This is a genomic window from Micromonospora fiedleri (assembly GCF_016774385.1).
Taxonomy (GTDB): domain Bacteria; phylum Actinomycetota; class Actinomycetes; order Mycobacteriales; family Micromonosporaceae; genus Micromonospora; species Micromonospora gifhornensis.
In genome coordinates, this window is record NZ_JAETXL010000008.1 from 243411 (window position 1) to 270358 (window position 26948).

Annotated in this window: 29 protein-coding genes and 1 pseudogene; 15 read left to right on the forward strand and 15 right to left on the reverse strand. The window is 71.7% G+C overall.

Annotated features, from left to right (window positions below):
* Position 1 precedes the first annotated feature (1 nt).
* The gene (locus tag JMF97_RS23005) at positions 2 to 907 is read right to left on the reverse strand and encodes an SDR family NAD(P)-dependent oxidoreductase (RefSeq protein ID WP_203223408.1); all 906 of its coding nucleotides are present in this window, start codon (positions 905 to 907) and stop codon (positions 2 to 4) included.
* Between the two features lie 119 nt (positions 908 to 1026).
* On the opposite strand from JMF97_RS23005, the gene JMF97_RS23010 reads away from it, so the two are divergent.
* From JMF97_RS23010 to JMF97_RS23020, 3 genes are all read left to right on the forward strand, one after another.
* Positions 1027 to 1545 carry a DUF4190 domain-containing protein gene (locus JMF97_RS23010; protein WP_203223409.1) on the forward strand — a complete coding sequence of 173 codons (519 nt, stop codon included), beginning with the start codon at positions 1027 to 1029 and terminating at the stop codon, positions 1543 to 1545.
* Between the two features lie 71 nt (positions 1546 to 1616).
* The gene (locus JMF97_RS23015) at positions 1617 to 2459 is read left to right on the forward strand and encodes an SDR family NAD(P)-dependent oxidoreductase (RefSeq protein WP_438803775.1); all 843 of its coding nucleotides are present in this window, start codon (positions 1617 to 1619) and stop codon (positions 2457 to 2459) included.
* 98 nt (positions 2460 to 2557) lie between these two features.
* The gene (locus JMF97_RS23020; protein WP_307817057.1) at positions 2558 to 3259 is read left to right on the forward strand and encodes a GNAT family N-acetyltransferase; all 702 of its coding nucleotides are present in this window, start codon (positions 2558 to 2560) and stop codon (positions 3257 to 3259) included.
* 4 nt (positions 3260 to 3263) lie between these two features.
* Here JMF97_RS23020 and JMF97_RS23025 read toward each other — a convergent pair whose 3' ends face one another.
* The gene (locus JMF97_RS23025; protein WP_013731418.1) at positions 3264 to 4226 is read right to left on the reverse strand and encodes a DMT family transporter; all 963 of its coding nucleotides are present in this window, start codon (positions 4224 to 4226) and stop codon (positions 3264 to 3266) included.
* A 107-nt stretch (positions 4227 to 4333) separates the two neighbouring features.
* Here JMF97_RS23025 and JMF97_RS23030 point away from each other — a divergent pair, with 107 nt between their 5' ends.
* Positions 4334 to 5038, forward strand: coding sequence for an HAD family hydrolase (locus JMF97_RS23030; protein WP_203223411.1), 705 nt, complete (start codon positions 4334 to 4336; stop codon positions 5036 to 5038).
* Between the two features lie 10 nt (positions 5039 to 5048).
* Here the strand turns inward: JMF97_RS23030 and JMF97_RS23035 are convergent, their stop codons facing one another.
* Both JMF97_RS23035 and JMF97_RS23040 read right to left on the reverse strand, forming a co-directional pair.
* Positions 5049 to 5513, reverse strand: coding sequence for a hypothetical protein (locus JMF97_RS23035; protein ID WP_203223478.1), 465 nt, complete (start codon positions 5511 to 5513; stop codon positions 5049 to 5051).
* An 83-nt stretch (positions 5514 to 5596) separates the two neighbouring features.
* Positions 5597 to 6466: a PhzF family phenazine biosynthesis protein gene (locus JMF97_RS23040; protein WP_203223412.1), complete on the reverse strand. Its 870-nt coding sequence runs from the start codon at positions 6464 to 6466 to the stop codon at positions 5597 to 5599.
* 33 nt (positions 6467 to 6499) lie between these two features.
* On the opposite strand from JMF97_RS23040, the gene JMF97_RS23045 reads away from it, so the two are divergent.
* From JMF97_RS23045 to JMF97_RS23055, 3 genes are all read left to right on the forward strand, one after another.
* On the forward strand, positions 6500 to 7783 hold the full coding sequence (locus JMF97_RS23045) for a magnesium transporter MgtE N-terminal domain-containing protein (protein ID WP_043722887.1): 1284 nt from the start codon (positions 6500 to 6502) through the stop codon (positions 7781 to 7783).
* Positions 7776 to 8405 (forward strand): DUF1003 domain-containing protein, encoded by a 630-nt coding sequence (locus JMF97_RS23050; RefSeq protein ID WP_013731413.1) that lies wholly within the window; start codon positions 7776 to 7778, stop codon positions 8403 to 8405. The genes JMF97_RS23045 and JMF97_RS23050 overlap by 8 nt, the downstream gene beginning before the upstream one ends.
* Positions 8406 to 8471: 66 nt before the next feature.
* A complete protein-coding gene (locus JMF97_RS23055) occupies positions 8472 to 9620 on the forward strand; it encodes an Mrp/NBP35 family ATP-binding protein (protein WP_013731412.1) in 1149 nt (382 codons plus the stop codon).
* 88 nt (positions 9621 to 9708) lie between these two features.
* Here the strand turns inward: JMF97_RS23055 and JMF97_RS23060 are convergent, their stop codons facing one another.
* A complete protein-coding gene (locus tag JMF97_RS23060; RefSeq protein ID WP_203223413.1) occupies positions 9709 to 10131 on the reverse strand; it encodes a twin-arginine translocase TatA/TatE family subunit in 423 nt (140 codons plus the stop codon).
* 72 nt (positions 10132 to 10203) lie between these two features.
* On the reverse strand, positions 10204 to 11526 hold the full coding sequence (locus JMF97_RS23065) for a S1C family serine protease (protein ID WP_203223414.1): 1323 nt from the start codon (positions 11524 to 11526) through the stop codon (positions 10204 to 10206).
* Positions 11527 to 11807: 281 nt separating this feature from the next.
* Here JMF97_RS23065 and JMF97_RS23070 point away from each other — a divergent pair, with 281 nt between their 5' ends.
* Positions 11808 to 12395 (forward strand): O-methyltransferase, encoded by a 588-nt coding sequence (locus JMF97_RS23070; RefSeq protein WP_203223415.1) that lies wholly within the window; start codon positions 11808 to 11810, stop codon positions 12393 to 12395.
* Positions 12396 to 12433: 38 nt separating this feature from the next.
* Here the strand turns inward: JMF97_RS23070 and JMF97_RS23075 are convergent, their stop codons facing one another.
* Positions 12434 to 13900, reverse strand: a complete 1467-nt coding sequence (locus tag JMF97_RS23075; protein WP_203223479.1) for a leucyl aminopeptidase family protein — start codon at positions 13898 to 13900, stop codon at positions 12434 to 12436.
* Between the two features lie 172 nt (positions 13901 to 14072).
* The gene (locus tag JMF97_RS23080; protein ID WP_013283866.1) at positions 14073 to 14240 is read right to left on the reverse strand and encodes a DUF3117 domain-containing protein; all 168 of its coding nucleotides are present in this window, start codon (positions 14238 to 14240) and stop codon (positions 14073 to 14075) included.
* Positions 14241 to 14430: 190 nt separating this feature from the next.
* Here JMF97_RS23080 and JMF97_RS23085 point away from each other — a divergent pair, with 190 nt between their 5' ends.
* Positions 14431 to 15255, forward strand: a complete 825-nt coding sequence (locus JMF97_RS23085; RefSeq protein WP_013731407.1) for a PaaX family transcriptional regulator — start codon at positions 14431 to 14433, stop codon at positions 15253 to 15255.
* On the forward strand, positions 15252 to 16040 hold the full coding sequence (locus JMF97_RS23090) for an enoyl-CoA hydratase-related protein (protein WP_203223416.1): 789 nt from the start codon (positions 15252 to 15254) through the stop codon (positions 16038 to 16040). Before JMF97_RS23085 ends, JMF97_RS23090 begins: the two co-directional genes overlap by 4 nt.
* A gap of 5 nt (positions 16041 to 16045) precedes the next feature.
* Here the strand turns inward: JMF97_RS23090 and JMF97_RS23095 are convergent, their stop codons facing one another.
* From JMF97_RS23095 to JMF97_RS23110, 4 genes are all read right to left on the reverse strand, one after another.
* Complete coding sequence (locus JMF97_RS23095; RefSeq protein WP_203223417.1) at positions 16046 to 16672, reverse strand: hypothetical protein; 627 nt, start codon at positions 16670 to 16672, stop codon at positions 16046 to 16048.
* A gap of 4 nt (positions 16673 to 16676) precedes the next feature.
* The gene (locus JMF97_RS23100; RefSeq protein WP_203223418.1) at positions 16677 to 17264 is read right to left on the reverse strand and encodes a DNA-3-methyladenine glycosylase I; all 588 of its coding nucleotides are present in this window, start codon (positions 17262 to 17264) and stop codon (positions 16677 to 16679) included.
* Positions 17265 to 17340: 76 nt separating this feature from the next.
* Positions 17341 to 17838, reverse strand: a complete 498-nt coding sequence (locus JMF97_RS23105; RefSeq protein ID WP_203223419.1) for an SRPBCC family protein — start codon at positions 17836 to 17838, stop codon at positions 17341 to 17343.
* Positions 17835 to 18416, reverse strand: a complete 582-nt coding sequence (locus JMF97_RS23110) for a DivIVA domain-containing protein (RefSeq protein ID WP_203223420.1) — start codon at positions 18414 to 18416, stop codon at positions 17835 to 17837. Before JMF97_RS23110 ends, JMF97_RS23105 begins: the two co-directional genes overlap by 4 nt.
* 141 nt (positions 18417 to 18557) lie before the next feature.
* Between JMF97_RS23110 and folP the strand changes: the two genes are divergently transcribed.
* The gene (gene folP / locus JMF97_RS23115; protein WP_203223421.1) at positions 18558 to 19427 is read left to right on the forward strand and encodes a dihydropteroate synthase; all 870 of its coding nucleotides are present in this window, start codon (positions 18558 to 18560) and stop codon (positions 19425 to 19427) included.
* A gap of 71 nt (positions 19428 to 19498) precedes the next feature.
* On the opposite strand, the gene ndhC is transcribed toward folP, so the two are convergent.
* Complete coding sequence (ndhC, locus tag JMF97_RS23120; RefSeq protein WP_013731400.1) at positions 19499 to 19876, reverse strand: NADH-quinone oxidoreductase subunit A; 378 nt, start codon at positions 19874 to 19876, stop codon at positions 19499 to 19501.
* 220 nt (positions 19877 to 20096) lie between these two features.
* On the opposite strand from ndhC, the gene JMF97_RS23125 reads away from it, so the two are divergent.
* Positions 20097 to 21944 (forward strand): 2-oxoacid:acceptor oxidoreductase subunit alpha, encoded by a 1848-nt coding sequence (locus JMF97_RS23125; RefSeq protein WP_203223422.1) that lies wholly within the window; start codon positions 20097 to 20099, stop codon positions 21942 to 21944.
* On the forward strand, positions 21937 to 22974 hold the full coding sequence (locus JMF97_RS23130) for a 2-oxoacid:ferredoxin oxidoreductase subunit beta (RefSeq protein ID WP_203223423.1): 1038 nt from the start codon (positions 21937 to 21939) through the stop codon (positions 22972 to 22974). Before JMF97_RS23125 ends, JMF97_RS23130 begins: the two co-directional genes overlap by 8 nt.
* Positions 22975 to 23045: 71 nt before the next feature.
* Here the strand turns inward: JMF97_RS23130 and JMF97_RS23135 are convergent, their stop codons facing one another.
* Positions 23046 to 24059: a potassium channel family protein gene (locus JMF97_RS23135; RefSeq protein WP_203223424.1), complete on the reverse strand. Its 1014-nt coding sequence runs from the start codon at positions 24057 to 24059 to the stop codon at positions 23046 to 23048.
* Positions 24060 to 24265: 206 nt separating this feature from the next.
* Between JMF97_RS23135 and JMF97_RS31485 the strand changes: the two are divergent.
* A pseudogene (locus tag JMF97_RS31485) lies at positions 24266 to 24511 on the forward strand (helix-turn-helix domain-containing protein); the annotation flags it as partial.
* Between the two features lie 685 nt (positions 24512 to 25196).
* Entirely contained in the window at positions 25197 to 25784 is a 588-nt protein-coding gene (locus JMF97_RS23145) for an ATP-dependent Clp protease proteolytic subunit (RefSeq protein ID WP_203223426.1), read from the forward strand.
* A 286-nt stretch (positions 25785 to 26070) separates the two neighbouring features.
* Here JMF97_RS23145 and JMF97_RS31490 read toward each other — a convergent pair whose 3' ends face one another.
* Positions 26071 to 26943, reverse strand: coding sequence for a class I SAM-dependent methyltransferase (locus JMF97_RS31490; RefSeq protein WP_307817059.1), 873 nt, complete (start codon positions 26941 to 26943; stop codon positions 26071 to 26073).
* Positions 26944 to 26948 lie beyond the last annotated feature (5 nt).

The following is a 26948-nucleotide window of genomic DNA, read 5'->3' on the forward strand; positions in this document are numbered from 1 at the left end:
CTCAGCGGAACTCGGCCTCCCGCACACTGTTGCCGCCGTCGACCACCAGCATCTCCCCGGTGATGTACGACGCCGCCGGCGAGCAGAGGAAGGTGATCGCGGCGGCCACCTCGTCCGGCGTACCGGGTCGTCCCACCGGTGTGCCCAGACCCTGCTTGATCTCGGCCATCGTCGACGCTGCGGTGTGGATGGTGCCCGGTGCCACCGCGTTCACCGTCACCCCGTCGGCGATCATCTCCATCGCCAGGGCCCGGGTCAGCCCCACCACCCCCGCCTTGGCGGCCGCGTACGCCGCCTCGGTGGGCAGCGCGTTGACCGGCCCGGCGGTCGCGGCAAGATTCACGATCCGGCCCCAGCCCCGCTCGGCCATCCCCCCGATGAAGGCCCGGCTGCACAGGAAGGCGGTGGTGAGATTGCGGTCGATCTCGCCCTGCCACTCCTCGTAGCTGAGCTGGGAGACCGGGCGCAGCACCTCGGGGGAGGCGCGGCTGGCCAACCCCGCGTTGTTGACCAGGACCTCCACGTCACCGAGCTGCTCGGCCACGGCGTCGGCCAACGCACCGACCTCCGACTCGTCGGTGAGGTCGGCGACGAATCCGGTCACCCCGAGTTCACCGGCCCGGTCGTGGATGCGTCGGGTGGTGGAGACGATCGCCACCCGGGCACCCAGGTCGGTCAGCCGCCGGGCGGTGGCGTACCCGATGCCGTCGGGGCTGCCGGCACCGGTGACCAGGGCCACCTTGCCGTCCAACCGCATGGTCACCGGCTCGGGCAGCACGGCGGGTGCGTCGGTTCCCTCCATGCCGGCCGTCACGGCGGCGCGGGTCCGTCGGACCACACCTGGTCGGCTGTTGTCCCGCCGCGGCCTGCTGCCGGACCGGTCCGCCGCTCGCGCGTCAATCCCCATGCCGAGATCCTGCCCTGCGGCACCGCCTCGGGCAACGCGGCACCCGGGGGACACTGTCCGGCGAGTCCTCGCCGGGGCTGGCTACGCTGACTGCCCGATACTGCGATGGAAGTGAGCCGATGACACAGCCCGCGTCCGGCGGCTGGCCCGACCCCTCGGCCGGCCAGCCCTCCAGTCCGCCGGTCGACCCCACTCTGCCGACGAGTCCGCCGCCCGTACCGTCCCAGCCCGCCGGGTACGACCCCTACCAGCCCGCCGACCCATACGGTGGCATGAAGTCCGACCTCGGCACGCCGCCGGCGCCCGCGCCGTACCCGCCGGCCGGTTACCCGCCGCAGCCCGGATACGGGTACTCGCAGCCGGGGTACGGCTATCCACCGCCGCAGCCGACGAACTCGTTGGCCATCGTCGCCCTGGTGCTCTCCCTGATCGGCATCGGCTCGTGCATCACCGCGCCGATCGGCGCGATCATGGGGCACGTCGCCATGCGCCAGATCCGTGAGCGGGGCGAGGGCGGTGAGGGCATGGCGAAGGCCGCCATCATCGTCGGCTGGATCCTCACCGGTCTCCTCGTGCTGGCGATCGCCGTCTACGTGGTCCTGATCGCCTTCGCGATCTCCAGTTCGTCCACGGTCTAGACGGCGCGGGCCCGCCGGGCGGCAAGGTCGAGGCGGGCCCCGACCGGCGGGCGTCACGGTAACCTCATCCGGTGACCGGCGTGAATGGACCTGTGCGGGACACCGACCGTCGGCTGGTGGTGGTCACCGGCGCCAGTGCCGGCATCGGGCTGGCCGCCGCCGTCGAGCTGGCGCGCCGCGGCGACCAGGTGGTGCTGGTCGGCCGCGACCCGTCTCGGCTGCGCACCGCCGCCGACGAGGTACGCGAGTCCTCCGGCGAACGCCCTGCGGTGTTCCGCGCGGACTTCGCCGTGCTCGACGACGTCCGACAGTTGGCCGAGCAGTTGCGTGCCGCGTACGACCGGATCGACGTGCTGGCCAACAACGCCGGCGCGATCGTGCTCGCTCCGGTCACCACCGTCGACGGCTTCGAACTGTCCGTCCAGGCCAACCATCTGGCCCCGTTCCTGCTCACCAACCTGCTGGCCGACCGGGTCCGCCGGATGGTGGTGACCGCCTCCGGTGCCCATCGCAGTGGCGTACTCGATCCGGACGATCTCAACGCCCCGCTGCGCCGATACCGCCCGCTGACCGCGTACGGCACCAGCAAGCAGGCGAACATCCTGTTCACCGCGGAGGCGGCCCGGCGGTGGCCGCAAATCGGCTCGTACTGCTTCCATCCCGGCGTGGTGCGGACCAGGTTCGGCAACGAGAGCCGGTTGGTCGCCGTGGGCATGCGCCTGCTTCCGCTGCGCAGCCCGGGCAAGGGCGCGCAGACCCTGGTGTGGCTGGCCAACCAGGACCGGTCCCGCCTGCGCGACGGCGGCTACTACTTCGACTGCCGGCCCCGCCGACCGCTGCGCAAGGCGGCCGACCCGCAGCTCGCCGCCCGGCTCTGGACGGCCAGCGCCGCCGCGGTCGGCCTGCCCGCCTGAGCACTGCCGCGCCGGGCGGGGACAGCCGGGTTGCCGCCGACGGGGTCGCGGGAATGGCGGGACGTTGGAATACTCCGCCCGTGGTGACCACGGGGGACGTGAGTATCGAAGTACTCGACAACGACGAGAAGCTGACCGAGCGGCTGGACGCGGAGTTGACCGCGTACAACCGGCGGGCGACCGGTGCCGACGACGAGGCGGGGCTCTCCGTCCGGGTCACCGGGTCCGACGGCGAACTGGTGGCCGGGCTGACCGGGTGGACCTGGGGCGGCTGCGCCGGGATCGACATGGTGTGGGTCCGCGAGGACCGCCGGGGCGAGGGCCTGGGTGCGCGGCTGCTGGCGGCAGCCGAGCAGGAGGCCCGACGGCGCGGTTGCACCCAGCTCTCGGTCGCCTCGTTCTCGTTCCAGGCCCCGGATTTCTACCGACGGCACGGTTACCTCGACACCGGGCGACGGGAGGGCATCCCGGGCGGCCACGTCGACCACCAGTTCTGGAAGTCGCTGGCCACCGAGCCCGCCGACGCCGTACGCCTGGTCGCGCTTGTGGAACTGGCCGGCACAGCGGTCGAGGCCGGGCAACGGTACGAGGATCACGTGCTCGCCCTGCTGAATCGACACGGTGGCCGGGTGGAACGGCGGCTGCGCACCGGCGACGGGCGCACCGAGGTGCACCTGATCCGGTTCGATACCCGGGCCGGTTACACGGCGTTCCTGGCCGACCCGCAGCGGCTCGCGCTGAGGGCCGAGTTGGGCGACGCCGCGCCGCAGACCCGGGTGCTGGAGGTCGACGAGGTCTGAACCGTCAGTCGCGTATCGGTGCCGCGTCCGCCGGTACGGCGGTGCTCACCCGGGTCGCCCGGCGGGCGGTACGGGCGCTGCTCAGCACCACCACCGCGACCCCGACCAGCAGCAGCGCCAGGCCGGGCAGGGTCACCGGGTCGGGCAGCTGCCCCAGCCAGGCCCAGCCGAGCAGGGCCGCGCCGGGCGCCTCCAGCAGGATCAACACGCTGACCGTGGTGGCCGAGACCCGCCGCAGCGCATAACTGAACATCGAGTGGCCGAGCAGTTGGGCGCCGGCCACCAGGGCCAGCACCGCCAGCCAGGTCCCGGTGTCGAAGCCGCCGAGCGGCACCCCGGCGACCAGGCAGATCACCAGCAGGATCAGCGCGCAGACCCCGTAACAGATGGTGGTGTAGGTGGCGGTGCTGACGGTGACCCGGGCCCGCTCCCCCAGCGCCGTGTAGATCGCCGCGAACAGTCCGCCGACCACCGCCAGCAGATCACCGGTGAAGGCCTGCGCGGACACCGTGAAGTCGGCGCCGGTGGCCAGCACGGCACCGACGACCGCCACGCCGATCCCGGCCCACACCCCGGCCGGGAGCCGGCGGCCCTGGGCACGGGCGATCAGCCCCTGCCAGACCGGTTGGGTGGCGACCAGCGCCGTCGCCGCAGCCACCGAGGTGAGTTTCGCGCTCGGCATCCAGGTGGCGAAGTGCGCCGCCAGCGCCACCCCGGACAGCACGCAGAACATGCCCTCGCGCCGTCCCGCGCCGGTGACCAACGAGCGGAACTCGGCCCGCCGCCGCAGCACCGCGAACGGGCTCAGCACGCCCACCGCGATCATGTTGCGCCAGAACGCGACAGCCAGTGCCGGCGCGGCGGCGAAGGCGATCAGCGGGGCGGACGACGACACGGCGACGACGGCGAGCGCCAGCGCGCCGGTGGTGAGCAGCTCACGCGGTGGACGATGCGGTTCGAGGGGCACGAGGGGTAATCCTCACACGCCGACGATCACCACGGACCGTCATCATTCGGTTACGATCATGCGCGTCCCGTCGGGACCCTCTTCTCGCGCCGGAGGCGCCCCTTCCCATGCCCAGATTCCAGGCAGTGCTATTCGATTTCTTCGGCACGCTGACCGGTCCGATCCGACGCGGCAGCGGCCACCGTGCCACTGCCGAGTTGCTCGGTTGCCCACCGGACGCCTACATCGACGTGCTCGACCGCACCTTCTACGAACGCGCCAGCGGACGCTTCGGCGACGCCGAGGCGACCCTGCGTTGGGTCTGCGACCAGGTCGGCGTACGCCCGTCGCCGGAGGCGCTGCGCGCGGCGGTGGCCTGCCGACGGCAGGCGGTACGCGCCGACACCCGACTGCGGGCGGACGCCGTGCCGACCCTGCGGGCGCTACGCGAACGAGGCATGCGCACCGGGGTGATCAGCGACTGCACCCACGAACTACCGGCGATCCTGCCCGAGCTGGCCGTCGCACCCCTGCTCGACGTGCGGATCTTCTCCATCCAGGCGAAACGCTGCAAGCCGGACCCGGCGCTCTACCTGGCCGCGTGCACCTGGCTCGACCTGCCGCCGGCGGACTGCCTCTATGTCGGCGACGGGGGCAGCCAGGAGTTGACCGGCGCGCAGCAGGCCGGACTGAGCGCCGTCCGGCTGGCCGCTCCCGATCTGGTCGACCACCTGGCCTTCAACGTCGACAACGACTGGGGCGGCCCGGCCTTGGGCACGCTCGGTGAGGTGGTCCACCTGGTCGACGGCACACCGGTGGCGGTGCCGTCCTGACCGGGTGAGGTCAACGGCGGCGCACCCGGTGCAACCGGAACGGCTTCCGCGCGGCCCGGACCGCCGATGTCGGCCGGGGTGGCTCGGCGAGCGAGTCGGCCGGCAACTGCCCGCCGTGCACCACGTCGCCGGCGGGCCTCAGCCGCACCAGCGCACAGCCGTCGGCCGCCCAGCGGGCCACCAGGTCGGCCGTCGAGCCGGGCGCGTTGAGTCGCTTCGCCCCCACCAGCGGGGCCAGCGTGTCCCACTCGTCGGTCCCGGGCAGCACCCGGGACACCCGCGCCCGCCAGGTCACGATCCGGCCGCCGTGGTCACCGCGGAGCGTCACCTGCGCCTCGTCGGCCTCGGCCAGCCCCGGTGCGGCCTGCTCGCCGGGACCACTTACCACGCAGAGCGCACCCTCCAGCGGGACGCACCACAACGCGAGGGCCGGGCCGTCGGCCACCGTCACCCAGGCCACCGAGGCCTTCTTCATCGCCTCGTCGACCAGCGGAGTGCTGTTGTGCTCGTCGGTCACCACGGCATCCTCTCGCACCCGGCCCGTCCCGCGCCGCCCGGTCAGCCGACGAAGGGCGGAACCAGGATCTCGCCCTTGGCCACCGCCATCACCTGGCCGGAGACGGTCGCGCCCAGCACCGTACCCCCGGCCGCGGTGACCGTGCAGGCCAACGACGACGGCCGTCCCATCTCGACGCCCTGCCGGACGGTGTACGACGACCGTTCGTCACCCGGCAACAGGCCACTGGCGACCAACCACACCCCGAGCCCGAGCGCCGCCGAGCCGGTCGCCGGATCCTCCGGCACGCCGAGGCCGGGCACGAAGACCCGGGCGTACGCGGTTTGCGTCGCCGCGTCCCAGGAGAAGACGCTGACATGCTCGATTCCGTACCGTCGCGCCGCGAGCGGGTCCACCTGTGCCCGGGCCAACGCCTCGGGGCGTACGGGCAGGAAGGGGAACTCCAGGCCACAGCCGGCCACCCGGGGTGCCGGACCGACGTGGTCGCCGGCCGCCAGGCCCGCCATCTCCAGCAGCGGCTCGGGATCCAGTTCCGGGCCGAGGGTGGGCATGCCACCGGTAAGCGTCGCGCCGCTCTCGGTCACCTCGATCGGCAACACACCGGCACCGCACTCCTGGGTGACCTGGCCCGGCTCGAACAGACCGCGTCGGCTCGCGGTGACCGCCGCGCCCACACTGGGGTGCCCGGCGAACGGCAACTCCTCGACCGGCGTGAAGATCCGGGCCCGGTACGTGACGCCGACCTGCGTGGCGGGCAGCACGAAGACGGTCTCCGAAAGGTTGAACTCCCGGGCCAACGCCTGCATCTGCTCGGTGGCCAGCCCTTCGGCACCGAACACCACCGCGAGCGGGTTTCCCGCGTACGGACGAGCGGTGAACACGTCCACGATCTCGTAAGCCAAGGTCGACATGTTGATAAACCCTAGGCGCTTAGGCTGGTGCCCGTGAGCACGCCGACCCGGGTGTACATCGCCCGCCTCGCCGGAGTCGCCGTCTTCGACCCCAACGGTGACCAGGTGGGACGGGTTCGTGACGCGGTGGCACGGCTGCGGGCGGGCCAGCGCCCACCCGAGGTGGTGGGCCTGGTCGCCGAGATGCCGATGCGGCGGCGCATCTTCCTGTCCATCAACCGGATCACCTCCATCGACGCCGAAGCCGTCGTGCTGGGCAGCGGGACGCTCAACCTGCGCCGGTTCGAGAAGCGCCCCAACGAGCTGCTGGTGCTTCAGGAACTGCTGGATCGCCGGGTGCAGGTCCAGCCGGAGGGCCGGGCGGCGACGGTGGTCGACGTGGCGATGGAGTGCAGCCGAAGCGGCGAATGGTCGCTGGCCCGGGTGGCCGTACGGGAGCAGACCGGCCGCCTCGCCCGCCGGGGCAACCTGCACCAGGTCGAGTGGGACAACGTACGCGGGCTCAGTGGCGTCGCCGACACCCGTGGCACCGCCAACCTGCTGGCCGTGCTGGAGGACATGCGCCCGGCCGACCTGGCCAACGCGTTGCAGGATCTGCCCGACCGCCGGCGCAACGAGGTCGCGGCAGCCCTGGACGACCAACTGCTCGCCGACGTGCTCAGCGAGCTGCCGGAGCACGACCAGGTCGAGATCCTCGCCGCGCTGGACCGCGAACGGGCGGCCGACGTCCTGGAGGAGATGGACCCGGACGACGCCGCCGACCTGCTCGGCGAGCTGTCGCCGCCGGATCAGGACGTGCTGCTGGACCTGATGGAGCCGGACGAGGCCGATTCGGTGCGGCAGCTGTTGAAGTACACGCCGGGCACCGCCGGCAGCGTGATGACCTCCGAACCGGTCATCCTGCCCCCGGACGCCACGGTCGCGGAGGCCCTCGCCCGGATCCGGGAGCCGCAGCTCTCCCCGGCGGTGGCCGCCCAGGTCTTCGTGACCCGCGCGCCGATGACCACGCCGACCGGCCGCTACCTGGGGATGGTGCATTTCCAGCGGTTGCTGCGTGAGCCGCCCGCCGACATCCTCGGCGGGGTGGTGGTCAACGACATCGACCCGTTGCGTCCGACCACGCCCCTGCCGGAGATCACCCGCCGGATGGCCACCTACGATCTGGTGGCCATGCCGGTGATCGATCGGAACAATCGACTGGTGGGCGCGGTCACCGTGGACGACGTGCTGGACCATTCGCTGCCTCGGGACTGGCGGGACCGGGACGCGGTCATGAGTACCAACGGCGACCCGGCGACGGAGGACACGGATGTCTGAACAGCGCCGGGCGGAACGGCTCGACCTGCCCCGGGAGCCCCGTGGGCTGAAGCTGCCCCGGGTCGACCAGGAGACCTTCGGCCGCTGGGCCGAGGGCATCGCCCGCGGCATGGGTACGGCGAACTTCATCGTCTACATGACGCTTGTCATCTGCGCCTGGTTCGCCTGGAACACGCTCGCCCCGGCGGGCCTGCGCTTCGACCCGTACACCTTCACCTTCCTGACCCTGGTGCTGTCCATCCAGGCCTCGTACGCCGCACCGCTGATCCTGCTCGCCCAGAACCGGCAGGCCGACCGCGACCGGGTGGCGTTCGACGAGGACCGCCGCCGGGCCACGTTGCAGAAGGCCGACACGGAGTACCTGGCCCGGGAGATCGCCGCGCTGCGGATCGCGCTGGGTGAGGTGGCGACCCGGGACTTCGTCCGCTCGGAGCTGTCCCGGTTGGCCGAGGAGTTGGACGAGGCCGCGCAGCGCCGGCAACGGTTGGAGCGCCGGCAGCGGGAGGGTACGACCGGACGGGCCGGCGGGGACGGTCTCGACGAGCCGCGTGACGACCTGGACGGTGATCATCCGAAGGACGGCCGGCGGGACACCGACACCCCGCACCGCCCGAAAACCTGATCGAATCGCTCACAACCACCGCCGCTGGCACCGGTGACGCTGAGCCACCGACGTAACATTGCCGCCATGTCAGCTCCCGTCAGCACCGTCAACGACGCTGTTCAGGCCGCTCTGGCCACCGTCAACGACCCGGAGATCCGCCGGCCGATCACCGAACTCGGCATGGTCCGCTCCGCCGAGGTCGACCAGGACGGTGTGGTCCGGGTCGAGCTGCTGCTCACCGTGGCCGGCTGCCCGCTGAAGGACAAGCTGCGCTCGGACATCACCGCCGCGGTGAGCGCGGTGAGCGGGGTCACCGGTGTCGAGATCGAATTCGGCGTGATGAGCCCGGAGCAGCGCCAGGGTCTTCAGGCCAAGCTGCGGGGCGGCAGCGCCGGCGAGGAACCGGTCATCCCCTTCGCCCAGCCCGGCTCCCGCACCCGGGTGTACGCGGTGGCCAGCGGCAAGGGCGGCGTGGGGAAGTCCAGCGTGACGGTGAACCTGGCTGCCGCGCTGGCCGCCCGGGGCCTGTCGGTCGGCGTGGTCGATGCGGACATCTACGGACACTCCGTGCCGCGGATGCTCGGCGCGGACGGCCGTCCCACCCGGGTCGAAGACATGATCATGCCGCCGCAGTCGCACGGCGTGAAGGTCATCTCGATCGGCATGTTCACCTCCGGCAACGCCGCCGTGGTCTGGCGCGGGCCGATGCTGCACCGGGCGTTGCAGCAGTTCCTCGCCGACGTCTACTGGGGCGACCTCGACGTGCTCCTGCTCGACCTGCCGCCGGGCACCGGTGACGTGGCCATCTCCCTGGCCCAGTTGCTGCCCAACGCGGAGATCCTGGTGGTCACCACGCCCCAGGCCGCCGCCGCCGAGGTGGCCGAGCGGGCCGGCGCGATCGCGCTGCAGACCCACCAGCGGGTGGTCGGTGTGATCGAGAACATGTCCTGGCTGGAGCTGCCGGACGGCTCCCGGATGGAGGTCTTCGGCGCCGGTGGCGGCCAGACCGTGGCCGACTCGCTGACCCAGACCATCGGCGCGCAGGTGCCGCTGCTGGGCCAGGTGCCGCTGGACACCCGGGTACGCGAGGCCGGCGACGAGGGCAACCCGATCGTGCTCGCCGCACCGGACTCCCCGGCGGCGCAGGCGTTGAACAAGGTCGCCGACCGGCTCGCGGTGCGCCGCGAGTCGCTGCTCGGCAAGCCGCTCGGCCTCAAGCCGTCCGGTCGCTGACCCGCTCCGCTCGCAGCAAACCACGACCGCCGGCCATCCGAGAGGGTGACCGGCGGTTCGGCGTGAGGAGGCATCCGCAGGCGCGGGCTCAGGTGACCTCGTCGTAGCTGGCGCTGCGCGGTGCCGGCGCGGTCGCGGGTGGCGAGGCCGTCGCGGAGGAGCCGGGGGTACGGGGGTCCGCTGCGGCAGCCACGTCCTTGATGTCCTTCTGCACCTTTGTGACATCCGACCGCAGATCGTCGTACATGCCCTGGAGGGGCTTACGGATCGCCTGCTCGTCCTCCTCGCTGAGCAGGTGCTTGCGGATGAACGCCTTCGGGTGCAGGTCCTCCAACTGGATGTCGGTGCCGAGTTCCTTGCTCAGGTCGGTGGTCGCGTTACGGGCCATGTTGCGCAGGTTCCGCACCATGCGCAGCCCGTCGCCGATCACCGCCGGCAGCCGGTCACCGAAGATCAGCAGCGCCAGCAACAGCAGCGCGCCGACCTCCCACACGTTCAGGTTCTCGAACACCCCTGGGGCCTCCTCACCGGGCTACGCAGCAAGACTACGCACGTCACGGGCCGGTCAGAAGGGGGGACGAGCTCACTTCGCGTCGGCCGCGAGGGTCACCGAGGTGTTTTGCCGGGTGGCGCCTCGGCGGTACTCGACCGTCACCACCGAGCCGGGCGCGTACTTGCGGACCAGGGCGATCAGGTCGGTCGGCTCGGTCATCGGCCGGCCGTTGAGGCGCAGGATCACGTCACCGGCCCGCAGACCCGCACCGGCCGCCGGGCCGGACGGCTCCACGGCCGCCAGGCGTACGCCGGAGCCGTTGGTGTTCGACCCGGGTCCACCCACCTGGGCGCCGATCACCGTACGGCGGGCCTTGCCGGTGCCGATGATCTCCTGGGTGATCCGCTTCGCCTGGTTGATCGGAATGGCGAAGGCGAGCCCGATGTTGCCGGCCTCCTGCCCCTCCGACACCAGCGACTTGATCGTGGAGTTGACGCCGATCACCCGCCCGGCCGCGTCGACCAGCGGCCCGCCCGAGTTGCCGTGGTTGACGGCGGCGTCGGTCTGGATCGCGGCGTAGTAGCGCGTCGGGCCGCCCGGCTCGCCGGCCTGCATCGTCCGGTCCAGGGCGCTGACGATGCCCGCCGTCACCGTGTTGGCCAGGGACAGCGGCGAACCGATGGCCAGCACCGGGTCGCCGACCGCGAGCGCGTCGGAGTCACCGAACTCGACCGGGCGCAGCCCGCTACGAGTGACTTTGATCACCGCAATGTCGGACTCCTCGTCCTGCCCCACCACGGTCGCCGGGGCCGTACTGCCGTCGTTGAAGACCACGGACGCCTTGCCGGTGCCACCGGCGACCACGTGATCGTTCGTGATCACGTGCCCGTCGGCGCTGACGATGAACCCGGAGCCCTCGCTGATGCCGGCCACCCCCGCCATCCGGACGGTGACGACGCTGGGCAGGACCCGTTCGGCGACCCCCGCCAGTGACTCCGGTGGACGCTGGGCGAGCGCGGGCGCCGGACCCGGCGCGGCACCGAGCACCGGCCCGGCGGCACCTCCGCGTACGGCGAACGCGTAGCCGAGCGCACCGCCCAGGGTGCCCGCGAGCAACGCCGTGATCAGGGGAATGAGCAGCATCTGGCGCAGTTTCGGGTGCCGGGGCGCATCCGGATCGGTCACCGGCTCCGGCTCGGTTCCCGGCATCGGTGCGGCCGGAATCACCACCGCCGCCGGGGCGTACGGGTCACGCCACGGGTCGGCGAGCGCATCGGACCACCACGGCGAGGCAGCCGACTGCCCGCCGTACGGCGGTGTCGTCGGTGAGCCTCCCGGCGGGTGTCCGGGCCCCGGCGTGCCTGCCGGTGCGCCGCTCGCCCCGGGCTGGCGCCAGTCCCAGCCGTCGGTCACTCGGTGCCTCCCAGTCCGTCCCCGGTATCCGCGATCCGCGATGGATGCCGCCGGACGTGCGGTCGACGGGATACCGCTTCCAGGATTGCACGGATGTGCCGCATGGGGTCAGCGGTTGTCACCGCGGGTGGGTGCCCGGCTGCGCCCGTGGCGGGCCGCCTCTAGAGTCACAGTGCCCACCCGCCCCCCGCTTCACGCTCGCTGCCCGGAGGTGTCCCATCGCCACGGTCGCTGGTTCCGGCAGTTCGGCGAACCCGGCGTTGCACTTCGCCGAGTCGTACGTGCCCGAGGACCTCGTGCTACGCACCGCGCGCAGTCTGGCCAACGAGATCGGCCTCGACGCGGTCACCCCGGGGGCCGGCGCCGCGTTGCGCCTGCTCGCCGCGGCCGGTAACGCCCGCGCGGTGGTCGAGATCGGCACCGGCACCGGGGTCAGCGGGGTCTGGCTGTTGCGTGGCATGCGCCCCGACGGTGTGCTCACCACCATCGACGTGGAGGTGGAGCACCAGCGCATCGCCCGACGCATCTTCACCGAGGCGGGCTTCGTCGCCGGCCGGACCCGGATCATCACCGGGCGGGCGCTGGACGTCCTGCCCCGGCTCGCGGACGGCGCGTACGACCTGGTCTTCGTCGACGCCGAGGCGACCGGCTTCACCGCCTGCGTGGACGCCGCGCTGCGGCTGCTGCGGCCCGGCGGTGTGCTGGTGCTCAACGGCGCGCTGGCCGGCGGCCGGATCGGTGACCCGGCCGCCCGCGACGCGGAGACGGTGACGGTGCGCGAGGCGGTCAAGGCCATCCGGGAGTCGGAGCACTGGATCCCGGCGCTGCTGCCGGTCGGGCACGGCCTGCTGGCCGCGGTCCGCTGCTGACCTGCCGCGTTCCGCGCTGACCTGGCCGCACGGCGGTCTCAGCGGAGCGTGGCCAGCCACCGCAGCAGGCCGCGTACGCCCCACCCGGTCGCACCCCGGGTCAGCTCCGCGTCGTCCCGCTCGCACCAGGAGGGTGCCGACATGTCGATGTGCAGCCACTTCTCGCGCAGCTCGCCGGTGAACTCGCGCAGGTAGAGCGCGGCCAGCACGGAACCCCCGCCCTGGGTCGGTGCGCTGTGCAGGTCGGCCAGTTCGCTGCCGAGGTGCTCGACGTAGTCGGTCGGCAACGGCATCCGCCAGGCGGCCTCGCCGGCCTCCGCGACCGCGGTCAGCATGTCGTCGGCGAGCTGGTCGTTGTCGCTGTAGAGGGCGCCGGTGCGGGTGCCGAGCGCGATGGCGTTCGCCCCGGTCAGGGTGGCCAGGTCGATCAGCAGGTCGGGCTTGAGCTCCGCGACGGCGTACGCCAGGGCGTCGGCGAGCACCAGCCGCCCCTCCGCGTCGGAGTTCGTCGTCTCGCTGGTCAGCCCGCCGTAGTGCCGGATGATGTCGCCGGGCCGGAACGCCGCGCCGCTGACCATGTTCTCGGCCAGCGGGGCCAGCGTGGTGATTCGCACCGGCAGTTGCAGCGCCGCCGCACCGAGGGTCGCCGCCACGACGGCAGCCGCACCGGCCATGTCCTTGCGCATCAGCTTCATCGCCGGCACCGGCTTGATCGAGATTCCGCCGGTGTCGAAGGTGATGCCCTTGCCGACGAGCACCACATGGGTAGTCGCCTCGGCCGGGTGCCAGTCCAGCTCAACCAGCCGGGGACCGCTCGCCGAGCCACCGCCGACGGCGAGGATTCCGCCGAAGCCCTCGGCGGCCAACTCCTCGGGCTCGCGCACCCGCAGCCGCAGTCCGGGCAGGTCAGTGGCGGCGGCAGCGATCTGGTCGGCGAACCACTGCGGGTTCTTCACCGAGGAGGGCGTGTTGGTGAGGTCGCGGGCCAGCCGGGTCATCGTGGCGGTGGTGCGGGCCACCTCCAGCGCCTGCTGGTAGGCCTCCGGCTCGGCGACCGCCAGGTCCACGCCGGTCAGCGCGGGCGCCTCGCCGTCGGCACCCAACCGGTAGCGGTAGGAGGCCAGCAGCAGCCCTTCGACCAGACCACGGACCGCCTCGGCCGACACACCGACCGGCAACGCCACTGTGATATGGGTCTCATCTTTGCCCGCTCGGGCCAGTGCCGCCCCGGCGGAGCGCCAACCCGGCTCGTCGCCGTCCCCGATGCCGACCAGCAGCAGTCGGGCCGGAGCAGCGCCCGGGCGAAGCTGCCGATGCGCTTCGCCGGCCCGGCCGGTCAGCCCGATCATCGAAGCCAACGCGGCAGCCTCGTCGGCGACCTCTGCGGGCAGTGCCACGGCGGTGGGAACCGGTGCGGCCGACGCGTCGTCGGCGCCACCCGGCCGCAGGGGCAGTGCTACGGCGTCGAGCTGGTCCGGCTCGGCGATCAGACGAATGGCGAGCACGCGGAGCCGTACCTCCTGAAGAAGATCGCGGGTCGATTTGCCCACGAAATGGTATGAAGGCCCTGAGCCACCGGTCGAGCCGGTGCCTCAGGGCCTGGGTACGGCTGCGGGAGCCGTACCCGAAACGAACCGTCCGCGGCGGCGAACATCGCCGACCAGACCGACCTTCTTATCAGCCGGCTGCCGCCTTCAGCGCGTCACCGAGCGCGGTCGCCTCGTCGGGAGTCATCTCGACGACGAGCCGGCCACCACCCTCCAGCGGGACCCGCATGACGATGCCCCGGCCCTCCTTGGTGACTTCCAGCGGACCGTCGCCCGTCCGCGGCTTCATCGCCGCCATGTTGTCTCCCCTCAGACCTACACCAGGGTCGGTGGGTTGCCCCACAGCCACTTCGCCATGACCTCCCGCAACTTGCACGGGGGCGTCGACCAACGATTTTCCCTGATGAACACCGCCGGACCCAAACCGAAGCAGCATTGATGTAACAGCATCTAGCTTATCCCGAGATGGCCTGTCACAATGTGCGGTCATGCAGGCACGGTCGGCACTATTCGACCTGTACGGCGACCACCTCCGGCCCCGGGGTGGCCGGGCACCGGTTGCTGCCCTGGTCAAACTCCTGGCTCCGCTCGGGATCGCGCCGCCGGCCGTTCGTACCGCGGTGTCCCGCATGGTGCGACAAGGCTGGTTGGAACCGGTCAAACTGATGTCCGGCCCCGGATATTCGATCACACCCAAGGCGGGCCGCCGACTCGACGACGCCGCCTCCCGGATCTACCGCACCGGCCGGGTCACCTGGGACGGACGGTTCGACCTGCTGGTGCTCGACGCCCCGTCCGCCCGGCGGGACCGGCAACGCCTCGCCGCGAACCTCCGCTACCTCGGCTACGGCACCCTCGACGAGCAGGTCTGGGTGGCCACCCGGCCCGGCGAGGACGTCGACCTGATGCTTGACGAGGCGGGCGTACGCTTCGAGCGGTTCAGCGCCGCGCACGCCGCCGGCACCCCCGGCGCGATGGGCCTGGTCCGCCGGGCCTGGGACCTGGCCGAGATCGGCCGGGCCTACGAACAGTTCGTCGCCGAGCAGCGCGCCCTGCTGAGCGGAATCACCGCGCGCAGCGGCGACGAGGAGGCGTACGCGGCCCGATTCCGGTTGGTGCACGCGTGGCGTACCTTCCTTTTCCGAGACCCGCAGCTGCCCCCGGCGCTGCTGCCCGAGCGCTGGCCCGGCACCGCCGCGGCCAGCTTCTTCGACCGGCACGCGGCCCGGCTCCGGCCGGCGGCGGACCGGTACGTCGAGCAGTGCCTCGACGGTGGTAACCGGATGATCCGACAGAAGGAACGCCAGACGTGACCGAACTGCTCGTCGACCGCACCGACGCCGTCGTCACCCTCACCCTGAACCGCCCGTCGGCGATGAACTCGCTGAACGTGGCGCTCAAGGAGGCCCTGCGGGACACCCTCGCCGAACTGGAAGCCGACCGCAGTTGCCGGGCGGTGGTGCTGGCCGGCGCCGGCGGCTCGTTCTGCGCGGGACAGGATCTGCGCGAGCACGTGGCCACCCTCGAATCGGGTGCCGGGAAGACCCTGGACACGGTCCAGGCGCACTACAACCCGATCGCCGCCCGGCTGTCCAGCCTGCCCAAGCCGGTGGTGGCCGCCGTCCGTGGGATGGCCGCCGGGGCCGGCGCCTCGCTGGCGTTCCTGGCCGACATCCGCGTCGGTGGGCCGTCGACCAAGTTCCTGATGGCGTTCGCCAAGGTCGGTCTCGCCGCCGACACCGGCGCGTCGTGGACGCTGCCCCGGCTGGTCGGCCACGCCAAGGCCATCGAGCTGCTGATGCTCGCCGAGCCGGTGGGCGCGGACGAGGCGTGCCGGCTCGGCCTGCTCAACCGGATGGTGGACGACGACGAGGGCGTGCTGCCGGCCGCCCAGGAACTCGCCGCCCGGCTCGCCGCCGGCCCGACCGTGGCGTACGGCGCGATCAAGCGTCAGCTCTCCGTCGCCGACGCCGGCACGCTTGCCGACGCGCTGGCCGCCGAGGCGCAGGCGCAGGCGATCTGCGGCGGCACCAACGACCACCGGGCGGCCACCATGGCCTTCGTCAACAAGCAGCGGCCGGTCTTCGAGGGCCGCTGAGAACGTCAGTCGTCCTCTTCCGGGTCCTGGTTCGCCTCCGCGCCGAGCACGAACGCCTGCATGGCCAACTCGTCGCCGGAAGGTGAGACGAAGGCGGGAAGCTCCTGCGGGCCGAGTTCCTGCACGTACGCCCAGAACAGGCGGACCGCCTCCGCCGGCGAGTCGGCCTCGATCGGCAGATCCAGGCTGACCAGCCAGGACTGTCGCTGCGGCGGGGGTCCGAGCCGCTCGACCAGGTCGCGGAAGGCCCCCGCGTCGAGGGCGGTCACCGGGCCGCCGAGGGCGAGCGTGTCGGCCGGCACCGGCTCGTCGAAGGCCCGCCGGGTGTACGTCACCACCAGCGCCTGCGGCCCCCGGTCGGACTGCGGGTCGTCCGGATCCTCCGGAAGCCAGGCGGTCGGCGCGGCCACCCGGCCCACCGCCACCAGCCGCAACGGCTCGTCGGCCAGCACCGCGACCTGGTCACCGGCGCGCGGCAGGGCGGCGACGTCCGCCAGGCCGGTCAACTCCAGCGTGTCGTGGTGCACGAGGCGCTCGGCGTCGTACCGGCCGGCGGGCAGGAGCACCGCCCAGGTGCCCGTACCGTCGGCCTGGCTCGCCCCGTCCACCCGGGGTGCGGTGTCGGTCGTCATGCCTCTATCCCATCACGGCCGCACCGGGCGGCACGACGTGACAGCCCGCGACGTGATCGTCGACCATCCCGGTGGCCTGCATCAGCGCGTACGCCGTGGTCGGGCCGACGAACCGGAAGCCACGCCGCTTGAGTGCCTTGGCCATCGCCGTGGAGGCGTCGGTCAGAGCCGGCACCTCGGCGAAGCTGGCCGGCCGGGGCCGACTCGGCGGCGCGAAGGACCAGAGCAGCTCGGACAGGCCCTCGGGCAACTCCAGAGCGGCCCGGGCGTTCGCGATCGCTGCTTCGATCTTGGCGCGGTTGCGGACGATGCCGGTGTCGGCGAGCAGCCTTGCCACGTCGGCCTCGCCGTAGCCGGCCACCGTGCTGATCCGGAAGTCGTCGAAGGCCCGCCGGAACGCCTGCCGCTTGCGCAGGATCGTCAGCCAGGACAACCCGGACTGGAACGCCTCCAACGTCATCCGTTCGTAGAGGGCGTCGTCTCCGCGCACCGGGCGGCCCCACTCCTCGTCGTGGTAGACCACGTAGTCGGCAGTGCCCGCGCCCCAGGGGCAGCGCGGCAGCCCGTCGTCCCCGATCACCAGGTCAGTCACGGCATCCAGGCTAGGACCACCCACCGACAGGCCGGCGGCGCGCCGGAACGCCGGGCCGAGCGACGGTGGGCCGCACTCAGGGCAGACGGCCCCGCTCGACCTGACGGGCGAAGCGTCGCAGCGCCTGGGTCAGGCCGAACTTCGAGCCGGGCCAGAGCACCGGCCAGGCCACCCGGCCGGCGGGCCCGCCGGGCAGATGGAACCACTCGTGCCAGACCACCTGGCTACGCCCGCTCGCCAACGGGGTGCAGCGCAGCACCCCCGGCCCGCGCAGCAGCGTGCCGCAGTGCACCACGCCGATCTCGTACGGCGCGTCCACCCGTACCACCCGCATCCGGTCGCGCAGCACGGTCGGGCCGAGCGTGGTGACCGCCTCGACCAGGCTGCCCTCGCCGCCGTCCCCCTCGACCACGCGCACCGTGGTGAACGGGATCCACTCGGACTGTCGCTCCCAGGCGAGCAGAGCCGCGAAGACCTGCTCCGCCGGGGCGTTGACGATCACGGTGGCGGTGACCTCACCGGCACCCCGTTGGGCCGCCTCGCGAAGCTCGTCCGCCGCGTCGGGGTCGGTCACGGCGACTCCGCGCGCACCGCCGACGCGCGCGGCTCCTCCTCCGCGACCTCGTCGCCCGGCTCCGCCTTGATCGCTGCGTCCGCCTTGATCGCCGCGTCCGTCTTGGTCGCCGGGTCCGTCGGCTTCGCCGTCTCGTCGTCCGGCTCGGCGTCGTGCTTGTCGAGGTCGATGACGACCGCGCCGTCGTTCGTCGCCTCGGGCGCCGGGCCACGGGCCAGGCTCGCCGACTGCTCACGGGCGCTGCGCAGGGCGTCGGCCTCGGCCGTCCGTCCCTCCCGCAGCGCGGTCACCTCGGCCTCCAGTACGCCGATCAGCTCGGTCTTGTACCCGATGTCGTATGCCGCCCGGCGCATCGCCTGGTCGACCTGGGCCATCCGGTACCCGCGCAACGCGGTGTCGAAGCGCACCTCGCCGACGTCCGACTCGCGCAGTGGCCGGTCGCCGGGCAACGGCACCGCGCGGCCGTCCGCCTCGGCCGGCACCAGGCCGGGATCCTGGCCGTTGACCAGGACCGTCACGCCGAACACCACCGCCGCGACGGTGACCGCCACGACCACCAGGAGCAGAAGCTGACCCATGTACTGATCGTGGCATGTCCAGCGGTGCAGAGCGACCCCTCCCGGCGTGCCGTACCGGACGGGCCCCGCCACCTGCGACCGGATAGCGTCACGGTGTCCGGCGGCGGGTCGCCGGGCGGCGTACGGCGTGAAGGAGGCGGGGTGTCCGGGGTGCTGCGGCTCGGTGGACGCACGTTCGACCCCGACGAGCTGGTGGTGATGGCGATCGTCAACCGCACACCGGACTCGTTCTTCGACCGGGGCGCGACGTTCGCCGCCGACAGCGCCCTGCGGGCCGTGGAACGTGCCGTGGACGAGGGTGCGGAGATCATCGACATCGGCGGGGTGAAGGCCGGCCCCGGCGCCGAGGTCGACGTGGCCGAGGAGATCCGCCGTACCGTCGACACCATCGCCGCCGTCCGGGCCGCCTTCCCCGACGTGGTGATCTCGATCGACACCTGGCGGGCCGAGGTCGCGGTGGAGGCGGTCGCGGCCGGCGCGGACCTGCTCAACGACACCTGGTCGGGGGCGGATCCGGCGCTGGCCCAGGTCGCCGCCCGCACCGGTGCCGGCCTGGTCTGCTCGCACGCCGGCGGGCTCAGTCCGCGTACCCGCCCGCACCGGGCCGCCTTCGCCGACGTGGTGAGCGACGTGGTGACGACGGTCACCGGGCTCGCCGAGCGTGCGGTGTCACTCGGCGTACGCCGTGACGGGATCCTCATCGACCCGGCGCACGACTTCGGCAAGAACACCCGGCACTCGCTGGAGATCACCCGGCGGCTCGGCGAACTGACCGCCACCGGTTGGCCGCTGCTGGTCGCCCTGTCGAACAAGGACTTCGTCGGCGAGACGTTGGACCTGCCGGTCGACGAGCGGCTGGAAGGCACGCTTGCCGCCACCGCGGTCTCCGCCTGGCTGGGTGCCCGGGTCTTCCGCGCCCACCAGGTACGCCCGACCCGGCGCGTCCTGGACATGGTCGCCAGCATCCAGGGCAGCCGCCCACCCACGGTCAGCCGACGAGGACTCGCCTGAGCCTGCGGGCGGGCTTTGCCCGAGCCGACAGGGCTCGCCTGAGCCGACAGGGCTCGCCTGAGCCCGACGGGTCAGGTCCAGTGCAGGATCCGGCGCCGCCACGCGTAGAGCAGCCCGAGGGCGAGCACGGCCACGAAGATCGCCATCTCCACGACGGTGACCAGCCCGAAGTCCGGGCGGTCGAAGATCAGCGCCCACGGGAAGAGGAAGACCGCCTCGACGGCGAAGAGAACGTACAGGTAGGCGTAGACGTAGTAGCGGATCTGCATCTGCGCCCAGTCGCCACCGACCGGGTCGACACCGCACTCGTAACTTGCCCGTTTTCCGGGTGGATCGGCTGGTCGAGCGGGCCGCAGCACCCGGTTCGCCGAGAACGCAACTACCAAGAAGAGGACGCTGACGAGCAGCAGCAGCCCGAGCGTCGCGTACGAGCCCAGATAGCCGGTCACAGCAGGTCAGCCTACCGTCCGGTGGGCTGGGCCACGACCGGCAGCGCGGCGGTGATCTGGATTACCCGGACGGCACGAAACAGCGCAAGACGCCACATAAACCTCCACATTTCGGTCCCAGGGAACGGACCTCCGGCAAAGGTGCGAGGTCGATTCGACGTAGGCTCTCGGGTGAGGACGACGCGCCGCACCGCGGCGCGCAGCGAAGCGAGGTGCGGGCGTGACCAAGCAGATCCGCCAACTGGACCGAGTGGTCATCCGATTCGCCGGTGACTCCGGCGACGGCATGCAGCTCACCGGTGACCGGTTCACCTCGGAGACAGCCCAGTTGGGCAACGACATCTCCACGCTGCCCAACTTCCCCGCCGAGATCCGGGCGCCCGCCGGCACCCTGCCGGGCGTGTCGAGCTTCCAGGTGCACTTCGCCGACTACGACATCCTGACGCCCGGCGACGCACCGAACGTGCTGGTGGCGATGAACCCGGCGGCGCTCAAGGCGAACCTCACCGACCTGCCGCGCGGCGCGGACATCATCGTCAACACCGACGAGTTCACCAAGCGCAACCTGGCCAAGGTCGGGTACGCGAGCAGCCCGCTCGACGACGACACGCTCGACGGGTACACCGTGCACCCGGTGGCACTGACCTCGATGACCATCGGCGCGCTGGCCGAGCTCGACGTGTCCAAGAAGGACGCCGAACGGGCCAAGAACATGTTCGCCCTCGGCCTGCTCAGCTGGATGTACTCCCGGCCCTACGAATCGACCCTGCGGTTCCTGGAGCGCAAGTTCGCCAAGCGCCCGGAACTGGTCGCGGCGAACGTGGCCGCCTTCAAGGCCGGCTGGAACTTCGGCGAGACCACCGAGGACTTCGCCGTCCGCTACGAGGTCAAGCCCGCGAAGATGCCGGCGGGCACCTACCGCAACATCACCGGCAACGCGGCACTGTCGCTGGGCATCGTCGCCGCCGGGGTCCGCTCCGGGCTGCCGGTCTTCCTCGGGGCGTACCCGATCACCCCGGCCTCGGACATCCTGCACGAGTTGAGCAAGCACAAGCGGCTCGGCGTGACCACCATGCAGGCCGAGGACGAGATCGCCGCGATCGGTGCCGCGCTGGGAGCGTCGTACGGCGGTGCGCTCGGTGTGACCACGACCAGCGGTCCGGGGGTGGCCCTCAAGAGCGAAACGATCTCGCTGGCGGTGGCCCTGGAGTTGCCGCTGCTCATCGTCGACGTGCAGCGGGCCGGCCCGTCCACCGGCATGCCGACCAAGACCGAGCAGGCCGACCTGAACATCGCGCTGTTCGGCCGGCACGGTGAGGCCCCGGTGGCGGTGATCGCCCCGAAGTCGCCCTCCGACTGCTTCTACGCCGCGCTGGAGGCAGCCCGGATCGCGCTGACGTACCGCACTCCGGTGATCCTGCTGTCGGACAACTACGTCGCCAACGGCTCCGAGCCGTGGCTGCTGCCGGACGTGGAGTCGCTGCCCGACCTGCGGGTCGAGTTCGCCACCGCGCCCAACGGCGAGGACGGCACCACCTTCCTGCCGTACCTGCGTGACCCGCAGACCCTGGCCCGGCCGTGGGCCATCCCGGGCACGCCCGGCCTCGAGCACCGCATCGGCGGTCTGGAGAAGGCCGACAAGACCGGCGACATCTCGTACGACCCGGCCAACCACGACTTCATGGTGCGTACCCGGGCCGCCCGGATCGAGACCATCCCGGTGCCGGACGTCGAGGTGGAGGATCCCGACGGCGACGCCCGGGTGCTGGTGCTCGGCTGGGGCTCGACGTACGGCCCGATCGGTGCGGCCTGCCGGGCCCTGCGCCAGCGCGGACTGCCGGTCGCGCAGGCGCACCTGCGACACCTCGCGCCGATGCCGGCGAACCTGGGCGCGGTGCTGCGCTCCTACGACCGGGTGGTCATCCCCGAGATGAACCTCGGCCAGCTCGCCCACGTGATCCGGGCGCGCTACCTGGTCGACGCGATCGGCTACAACCAGGTCCGCGGCCTGCCGTTCACCGCCGCCGAGCTGGAGACGATGCTGGAAGAGGTCCTGAAGAATGTCTGAGCCCGTCGCCCTCAAGCTCACCGCCAAGGACTTCAAGTCCGACCAGGAGGTGCGCTGGTGCCCCGGTTGCGGTGACTACGCGATCCTCGCGGCCGTCCAGCAGTTCATGCCGGAGCTGAACATCCCCCGGGAGAACATCGTCTTCGTCTCGGGCATCGGCTGCTCGTCGCGGTTCCCGTACTACATGAACACGTACGGCATGCACTCGATCCACGGCCGGGCGCCGGCGATCGCCACCGGCCTTTCGGTCTCCCGCCCGGACCTGTCGGTCTGGGTGGTGACCGGTGACGGTGACGCCCTCTCCATCGGCGGCAACCACCTGATCCACGCGCTGCGCCGCAACGTCAACCTCAAGATCCTGCTGTTCAACAACCGGATCTACGGCCTGACCAAGGGGCAGTACAGCCCGACCTCCGAGGTCGGCAAGATCACCAAGTCGACCCCGGTCGGCTCGGCGGACGCGCCGTTCAACCCGATCTCGCTGGCGCTGGGCGCGGAGGCCACCTTCGTCGGCCGCACCATCGACTCCGACCGCAAGCACCTCCAGTCGGTGCTGCGCGCCGCCGCCGAGCACGAGGGCTCGGCGTTCGTGGAGATCTACCAGAACTGCAACATCTTCAACGACGGGGCGTTCGACCAGCTCAAGGACCCGGGCATCCGGGACGACCACCTGATCCGCCTGGAGCACGGCCAGCCGATCACCTTCGGCAAGGACGGGCAGTTCTGCGTCGTACACCCGCCTGGTGGTTTCGGCCTGGAGGTCCGCGAGACCGCGAACACCCCGGCCGAGGAGATCGTCGTGCATGACGCGGGCGTCGCCGACCCGGCGTACGCGTTCGCGCTGTCCCGGCTGCCCGGCTTCGACCTGCGCAACACTCCGATCGGGGTGTTCCGCTCGGTGGCCCGGCCGTCCTACGACAGCGTGGTGCAGACGCAGGTCGCCGAGGCGAAGGCGAGCATCACCGAGACCCCCGAGCAGCAGCTCGCCGGCCTGTTGGGCAGCGGCGACACCTGGACCATCGTCGGCTGACGACCGCAGCGAAGGGCGGGGCGTTCCATCTCGGAACGCCCCGCTTTCTGCGTTCGGCGGCCCCGCCGGGGTCAGGGCAGGGTGTTGGCGGTGGGCCGGTCGTCGCGTACGTGGACCAGCATGTCGCCGGTCTCGACGACCGCGCCCGCCTGGTCCGCCAGGGTGACCACCTTGCCCCGCCGGACCAGCGCGATCACCAGCGATTCCAGCTCGCGGGGGTTCCGGCCGACCTCGTGCCGCTCGGCCGACCGCATGGCCAGCGCCATGCCCTGGCCGGGGGTCAGCAGGTCCTCCACCACGTCGATCAGCGGTGGGGCGGAGGTGGACAGCCCGAGCAGCCGACCGGCGGTGGCAGAGGAGACGATCACGTGGTGCGCACCGCTCTGCTTGAGCAGCGGGGCGTTCTCCGCCTCCCGGGCGGCGGCGATGATCCGCACCTGACCGGCGGTGAGCTGGCGTACGGTCAACGCCACCAACACCGAGGCGTCATCGCTGTCCGTCGCGATGATCACCGCCTTGGCGGTCCGTACGTGGGCCTGGTTGAGCACCGAGGACCGGGTCGCCGAGCCTTCGATCGCGACCAACCCGTTCGAGGTGGCCTGCCGCAACGCCGACCCGTTACGCTCCACCACCACGATCCGGGACTTGTCGAGCCCGTTCTCCTGAAGCGCCGAGATCGCGCTGCGGCCCTTCGTGCCGTAGCCGCAGATGATGACGTGGTCCTTCAATTTCCTCTCCCACCGGTGCAGGCGACGTCCGGTCCGGTACTGCTCGGTCAGCACCTCCAGGGTGGTGCCGACCAGGATGATCAGGAACAGCACCCGGGCCGGGGTGATCAGCAGGACGTTCACCAGCCGAGCGCTCTGGCTGGCCGGCACGATGTCGCCGTATCCGGTGGTCGACAATGAGACCACCGCGTAGTAGAAGCAGTCCAGCAGGGTCAGGCCGTCATCGTTGATGTCGCGGTACTGGTCCCGTTCGAGATAGACCACCGCGACCACGATCAACACCAGCCCGACGGCGGCAGCCAACCGTAGACTCAACGCGCTCAGCGGGCCACGCCGCTGCGCGGGAAAATGGATCACCGCGGGACCTGCCCCGCCTCCGTCGCCTGCACGAGCACAACATAGCCCTTGGTCGGCAATCCGCACGCCGAGGTGCCCAAGCACCTGCTCTGCGGGTACGCAGTGCAGTTGGGTGGGCGGTGCAGGCGGGCGAGCGGGACGGCGTCGGCGACGCCGGCCGGGCATGATGGGTGGGTCAGCGCAGGACCGGCGAGAGTGAGGCCCGCATGTCGTTACTGCGACGGGTGATCGGCGTAGTGCTGCGCCGGGAACGCCAACGCCAAGGCCTGACGCTACGTGAGGTCGCCCGGGCCGCCGGCGTCTCCGTGCCCTACCTGTCCGAGGTGGAACGGGGGCGCAAGGAGGCGTCGTCCGAGGTGCTCGCGGCCGTCTGCCGCGCGCTCGGCCTCTACCTCTCCGACCTTCTCGAAGCGGTACGCGACGAACTGCGCCGGGTCGAACGCCGGATGCCCTCCACCCCGCTGGGTACGGCACCGCTCGGCAGCCCACCGCCTCCCAGCCGGCACGCCGACGGCTCGGTGATCTCGTCCGCCCGGTCCGCCTCCGGCGGCACCCCGAGCCCGGTCGCCCGACTCGGCGCGGTCGGATCCCATGCACCCTCGACGGGTTGGCTCAACGCCACCGGTGGGCTGGCAGGCACCGTCGGGAACGAACTCGCCGGCCTGCCGTTCGGCGGGTTCACGCCCGTCGGCGGCGTCAGCGGAGGCCTGCGGATCACGGTGTTCACCGACCCCGGTCGAGTGGTCGCCCGTGGTGCGCTGCGTCGCCCGGCAACGGTCACCAGGCCCAGCGGCAGCGCGCTGCGCCGAGCCCGACGGATGCGGTCCGCCGCGCTGACGGTCCGGTTGCTGCGTACGCCCTCCCACCCCGACAGCCGACCGCGGAACATCTCCCGGCGTGGGGGGCGGCCCGCAGGTCACCTCGTTCCCGGCGTACTCACCCCGCTGCTCCGCTCGTCGCGCGACCTCGCCCACCACTAGACGTTCTGCCGAAGGCGGCACCCCGGGCCGTTCTGCCGAGGGCGAATCTGCCCCGGGCAGAACCACTGGGAGCCGGGTCCTGGGCCGGTCCAGCCTTGTGAAGGTGCCGGTTCCCGGGCGGTCGTCTCGCCCACCGGCGACGGGAGAGGTGGACAAGATGATCACCATGCTGGACGACGGACAGCGGACCTTCGGCGACCAGGTGTTCGAGCGGCTGTTGCGGGAACGAATCGTCTTCCTCGGCAGCGAGGTGACCGACGAGGCCGCCAACCGGATCACCGCGCAGATCCTGCTGCTCGCGGCCGAAGACTCGACCCGCGACATCCGCCTCTACATCAACTCCCCCGGCGGCTCGGTCAGCGCCGGCATGGCCGTCTACGACACCATGCGCTTCGTACCCAACGACGTGTCGACCCTGGCACTCGGGCTGGCTGGCTCGATGGGCCAGTTCCTGCTCTGCGCCGGTACCGCCGGCAAGCGGTACGCCCTGCCACACACCCGGATCCTGATGCACCAGCCCTCGGGCGGCATGGGTGGCACGGCCTCCGACATCACCATCCAGGCAGAGAACATGCTGCATGTGAAGCGGACCATGCAGGAACTGATCGCCCACCACAGCGGGCGCGACCTGACCGAGATCCAGCAGGACTGGGACCGCGACCGCTGGTTCACCGCCGAACAGGCCCGCACCTACGGCCTGATCGACCACGTCCTCACCACCACCACCCAACTCCCCACCCCCTAACCCCACCCTGCCCGCCCCTCCCCACCCGCCTCCGTGACGCCGTGCCGCGCCGCCCGCCCGACGCTTCACTTCGTCGATCTTGCACTTCTGGTCGCCGAAATACCCGAGTTGACACCCTTTGTTGTGACAGTAAGTGCAAGATCGGCGAGGTCGGTCAGCGCTGGGTGGGGTGGGGTGGACTGCGGAGGGGTCTGGGCGGGGCGGGCTGGGCGAGGGCAGGGCGGCTGGGTGAACAGGGTGGGCGGGGCGGGCAGGGAGGGCAGGGAGGGGCGGCGGGAGCTGGCGGCTAGGGGCGGCGGACGGCTCGTACCACGACGTCGTGCAGGGTGATCTTCCCGCGAGGGCCGGTGAGGGTGCGCTGCCCCTCCTCGGCGGTGATGATCTCCCAGTCCGTCTCGTCCAGACGCGCCGTGATGGCTGCGGCGGTCGCCGACGCCTCCGCCGGCGGACGCTTCCCGACCTGGTGGCCATGCCCGTGCCCCCGGTCGTGGCCATGACCTTGCTCATGGCCGACACCCCGCTCATGGCCAGGGCCCCGCTCATGGCCGCGACCTTGACCGTGGCCGTGAGCTTGCTCGTCACCGTGGCCTTGGCCGTGATCGTGATCGTGGTCGTGACCTTGGCTGTGGTCCCGACCTTGGCCGTGGCCGTGGTGTCCGTGACCTTGGCCGTGACCACCGTGACCTTGGCCCTGGTCGGGGTCGGGGTCGGCGGAGGGGTGTAGGTGGCCGACGATCAGCAAGGTGCCGGCCGGTGCCACCCATTCCGCGAGGCGGTCGTAGAACTCCAGTTGCGGCATCGCCGGATGGGCGTAGTGGGTGGCGACCAGATCGAAGCGTGTCTGCGGTACCCAGCGACCCAGGTCTGCCTCGATCCATGTCAGGCGTTCGGAAACCCCACTCGCCGCCGCGCGTTCGGCTGCTCGGGCGAGTGCCTCGGAGGAGATGTCGGCGGCGGTCACCTGCCAGCCCTGCGAGGCGAGCCAGATCGCCTCGGCACCGGCCCCGCATCCGGCGTCCAACGCCGTACCCGGTGCCAGGGTGCCGATCTCACGCACCAGATAGGGGTTCGGCGGCTTGCCGCTCATGGAGCCGGGACGGTCGACAGCGCCCTGCCGCCAGTGCTGCTCCCAGTACGCCTTGTCGAAGTCGTGCGCCACAGCCA

Bases quoted from the DNA above. Each gene is read 5' to 3' on its own strand.
- JMF97_RS23005 (WP_203223408.1), bottom strand. From the start codon at position 907: ATGGGGATTGACGCGCGAGCGGCGGACCGGTCCGGCAGCAGGCCGCGG.
- JMF97_RS23010 (WP_203223409.1), top strand. From the start codon at position 1,027: ATGACACAGCCCGCGTCCGGCGGCTGGCCCGACCCCTCGGCCGGCCAG.
- JMF97_RS23030 (WP_203223411.1), top strand. From the start codon at position 4,334: ATGCCCAGATTCCAGGCAGTGCTATTCGATTTCTTCGGCACGCTGACC.
- JMF97_RS23035 (WP_203223478.1), bottom strand. From the start codon at position 5,513: ATGAAGAAGGCCTCGGTGGCCTGGGTGACGGTGGCCGACGGCCCGGCC.
- JMF97_RS23040 (WP_203223412.1), bottom strand. From the start codon at position 6,466: ATGTCGACCTTGGCTTACGAGATCGTGGACGTGTTCACCGCTCGTCCG.
- JMF97_RS23050 (WP_013731413.1), top strand. From the start codon at position 7,776: ATGTCTGAACAGCGCCGGGCGGAACGGCTCGACCTGCCCCGGGAGCCC.
- JMF97_RS23055 (WP_013731412.1), top strand. From the start codon at position 8,472: ATGTCAGCTCCCGTCAGCACCGTCAACGACGCTGTTCAGGCCGCTCTG.
- JMF97_RS23080 (WP_013283866.1), bottom strand. From the start codon at position 14,240: ATGGCGGCGATGAAGCCGCGGACGGGCGACGGTCCGCTGGAAGTCACC.
- JMF97_RS23085 (WP_013731407.1), top strand. From the start codon at position 14,431: ATGCAGGCACGGTCGGCACTATTCGACCTGTACGGCGACCACCTCCGG.
- JMF97_RS23095 (WP_203223417.1), bottom strand. From the start codon at position 16,672: ATGACGACCGACACCGCACCCCGGGTGGACGGGGCGAGCCAGGCCGAC.
- JMF97_RS23110 (WP_203223420.1), bottom strand. From the start codon at position 18,416: ATGGGTCAGCTTCTGCTCCTGGTGGTCGTGGCGGTCACCGTCGCGGCG.
- JMF97_RS23130 (WP_203223423.1), top strand. From the start codon at position 21,937: ATGTCTGAGCCCGTCGCCCTCAAGCTCACCGCCAAGGACTTCAAGTCC.
- JMF97_RS23145 (WP_203223426.1), top strand. From the start codon at position 25,197: ATGATCACCATGCTGGACGACGGACAGCGGACCTTCGGCGACCAGGTG.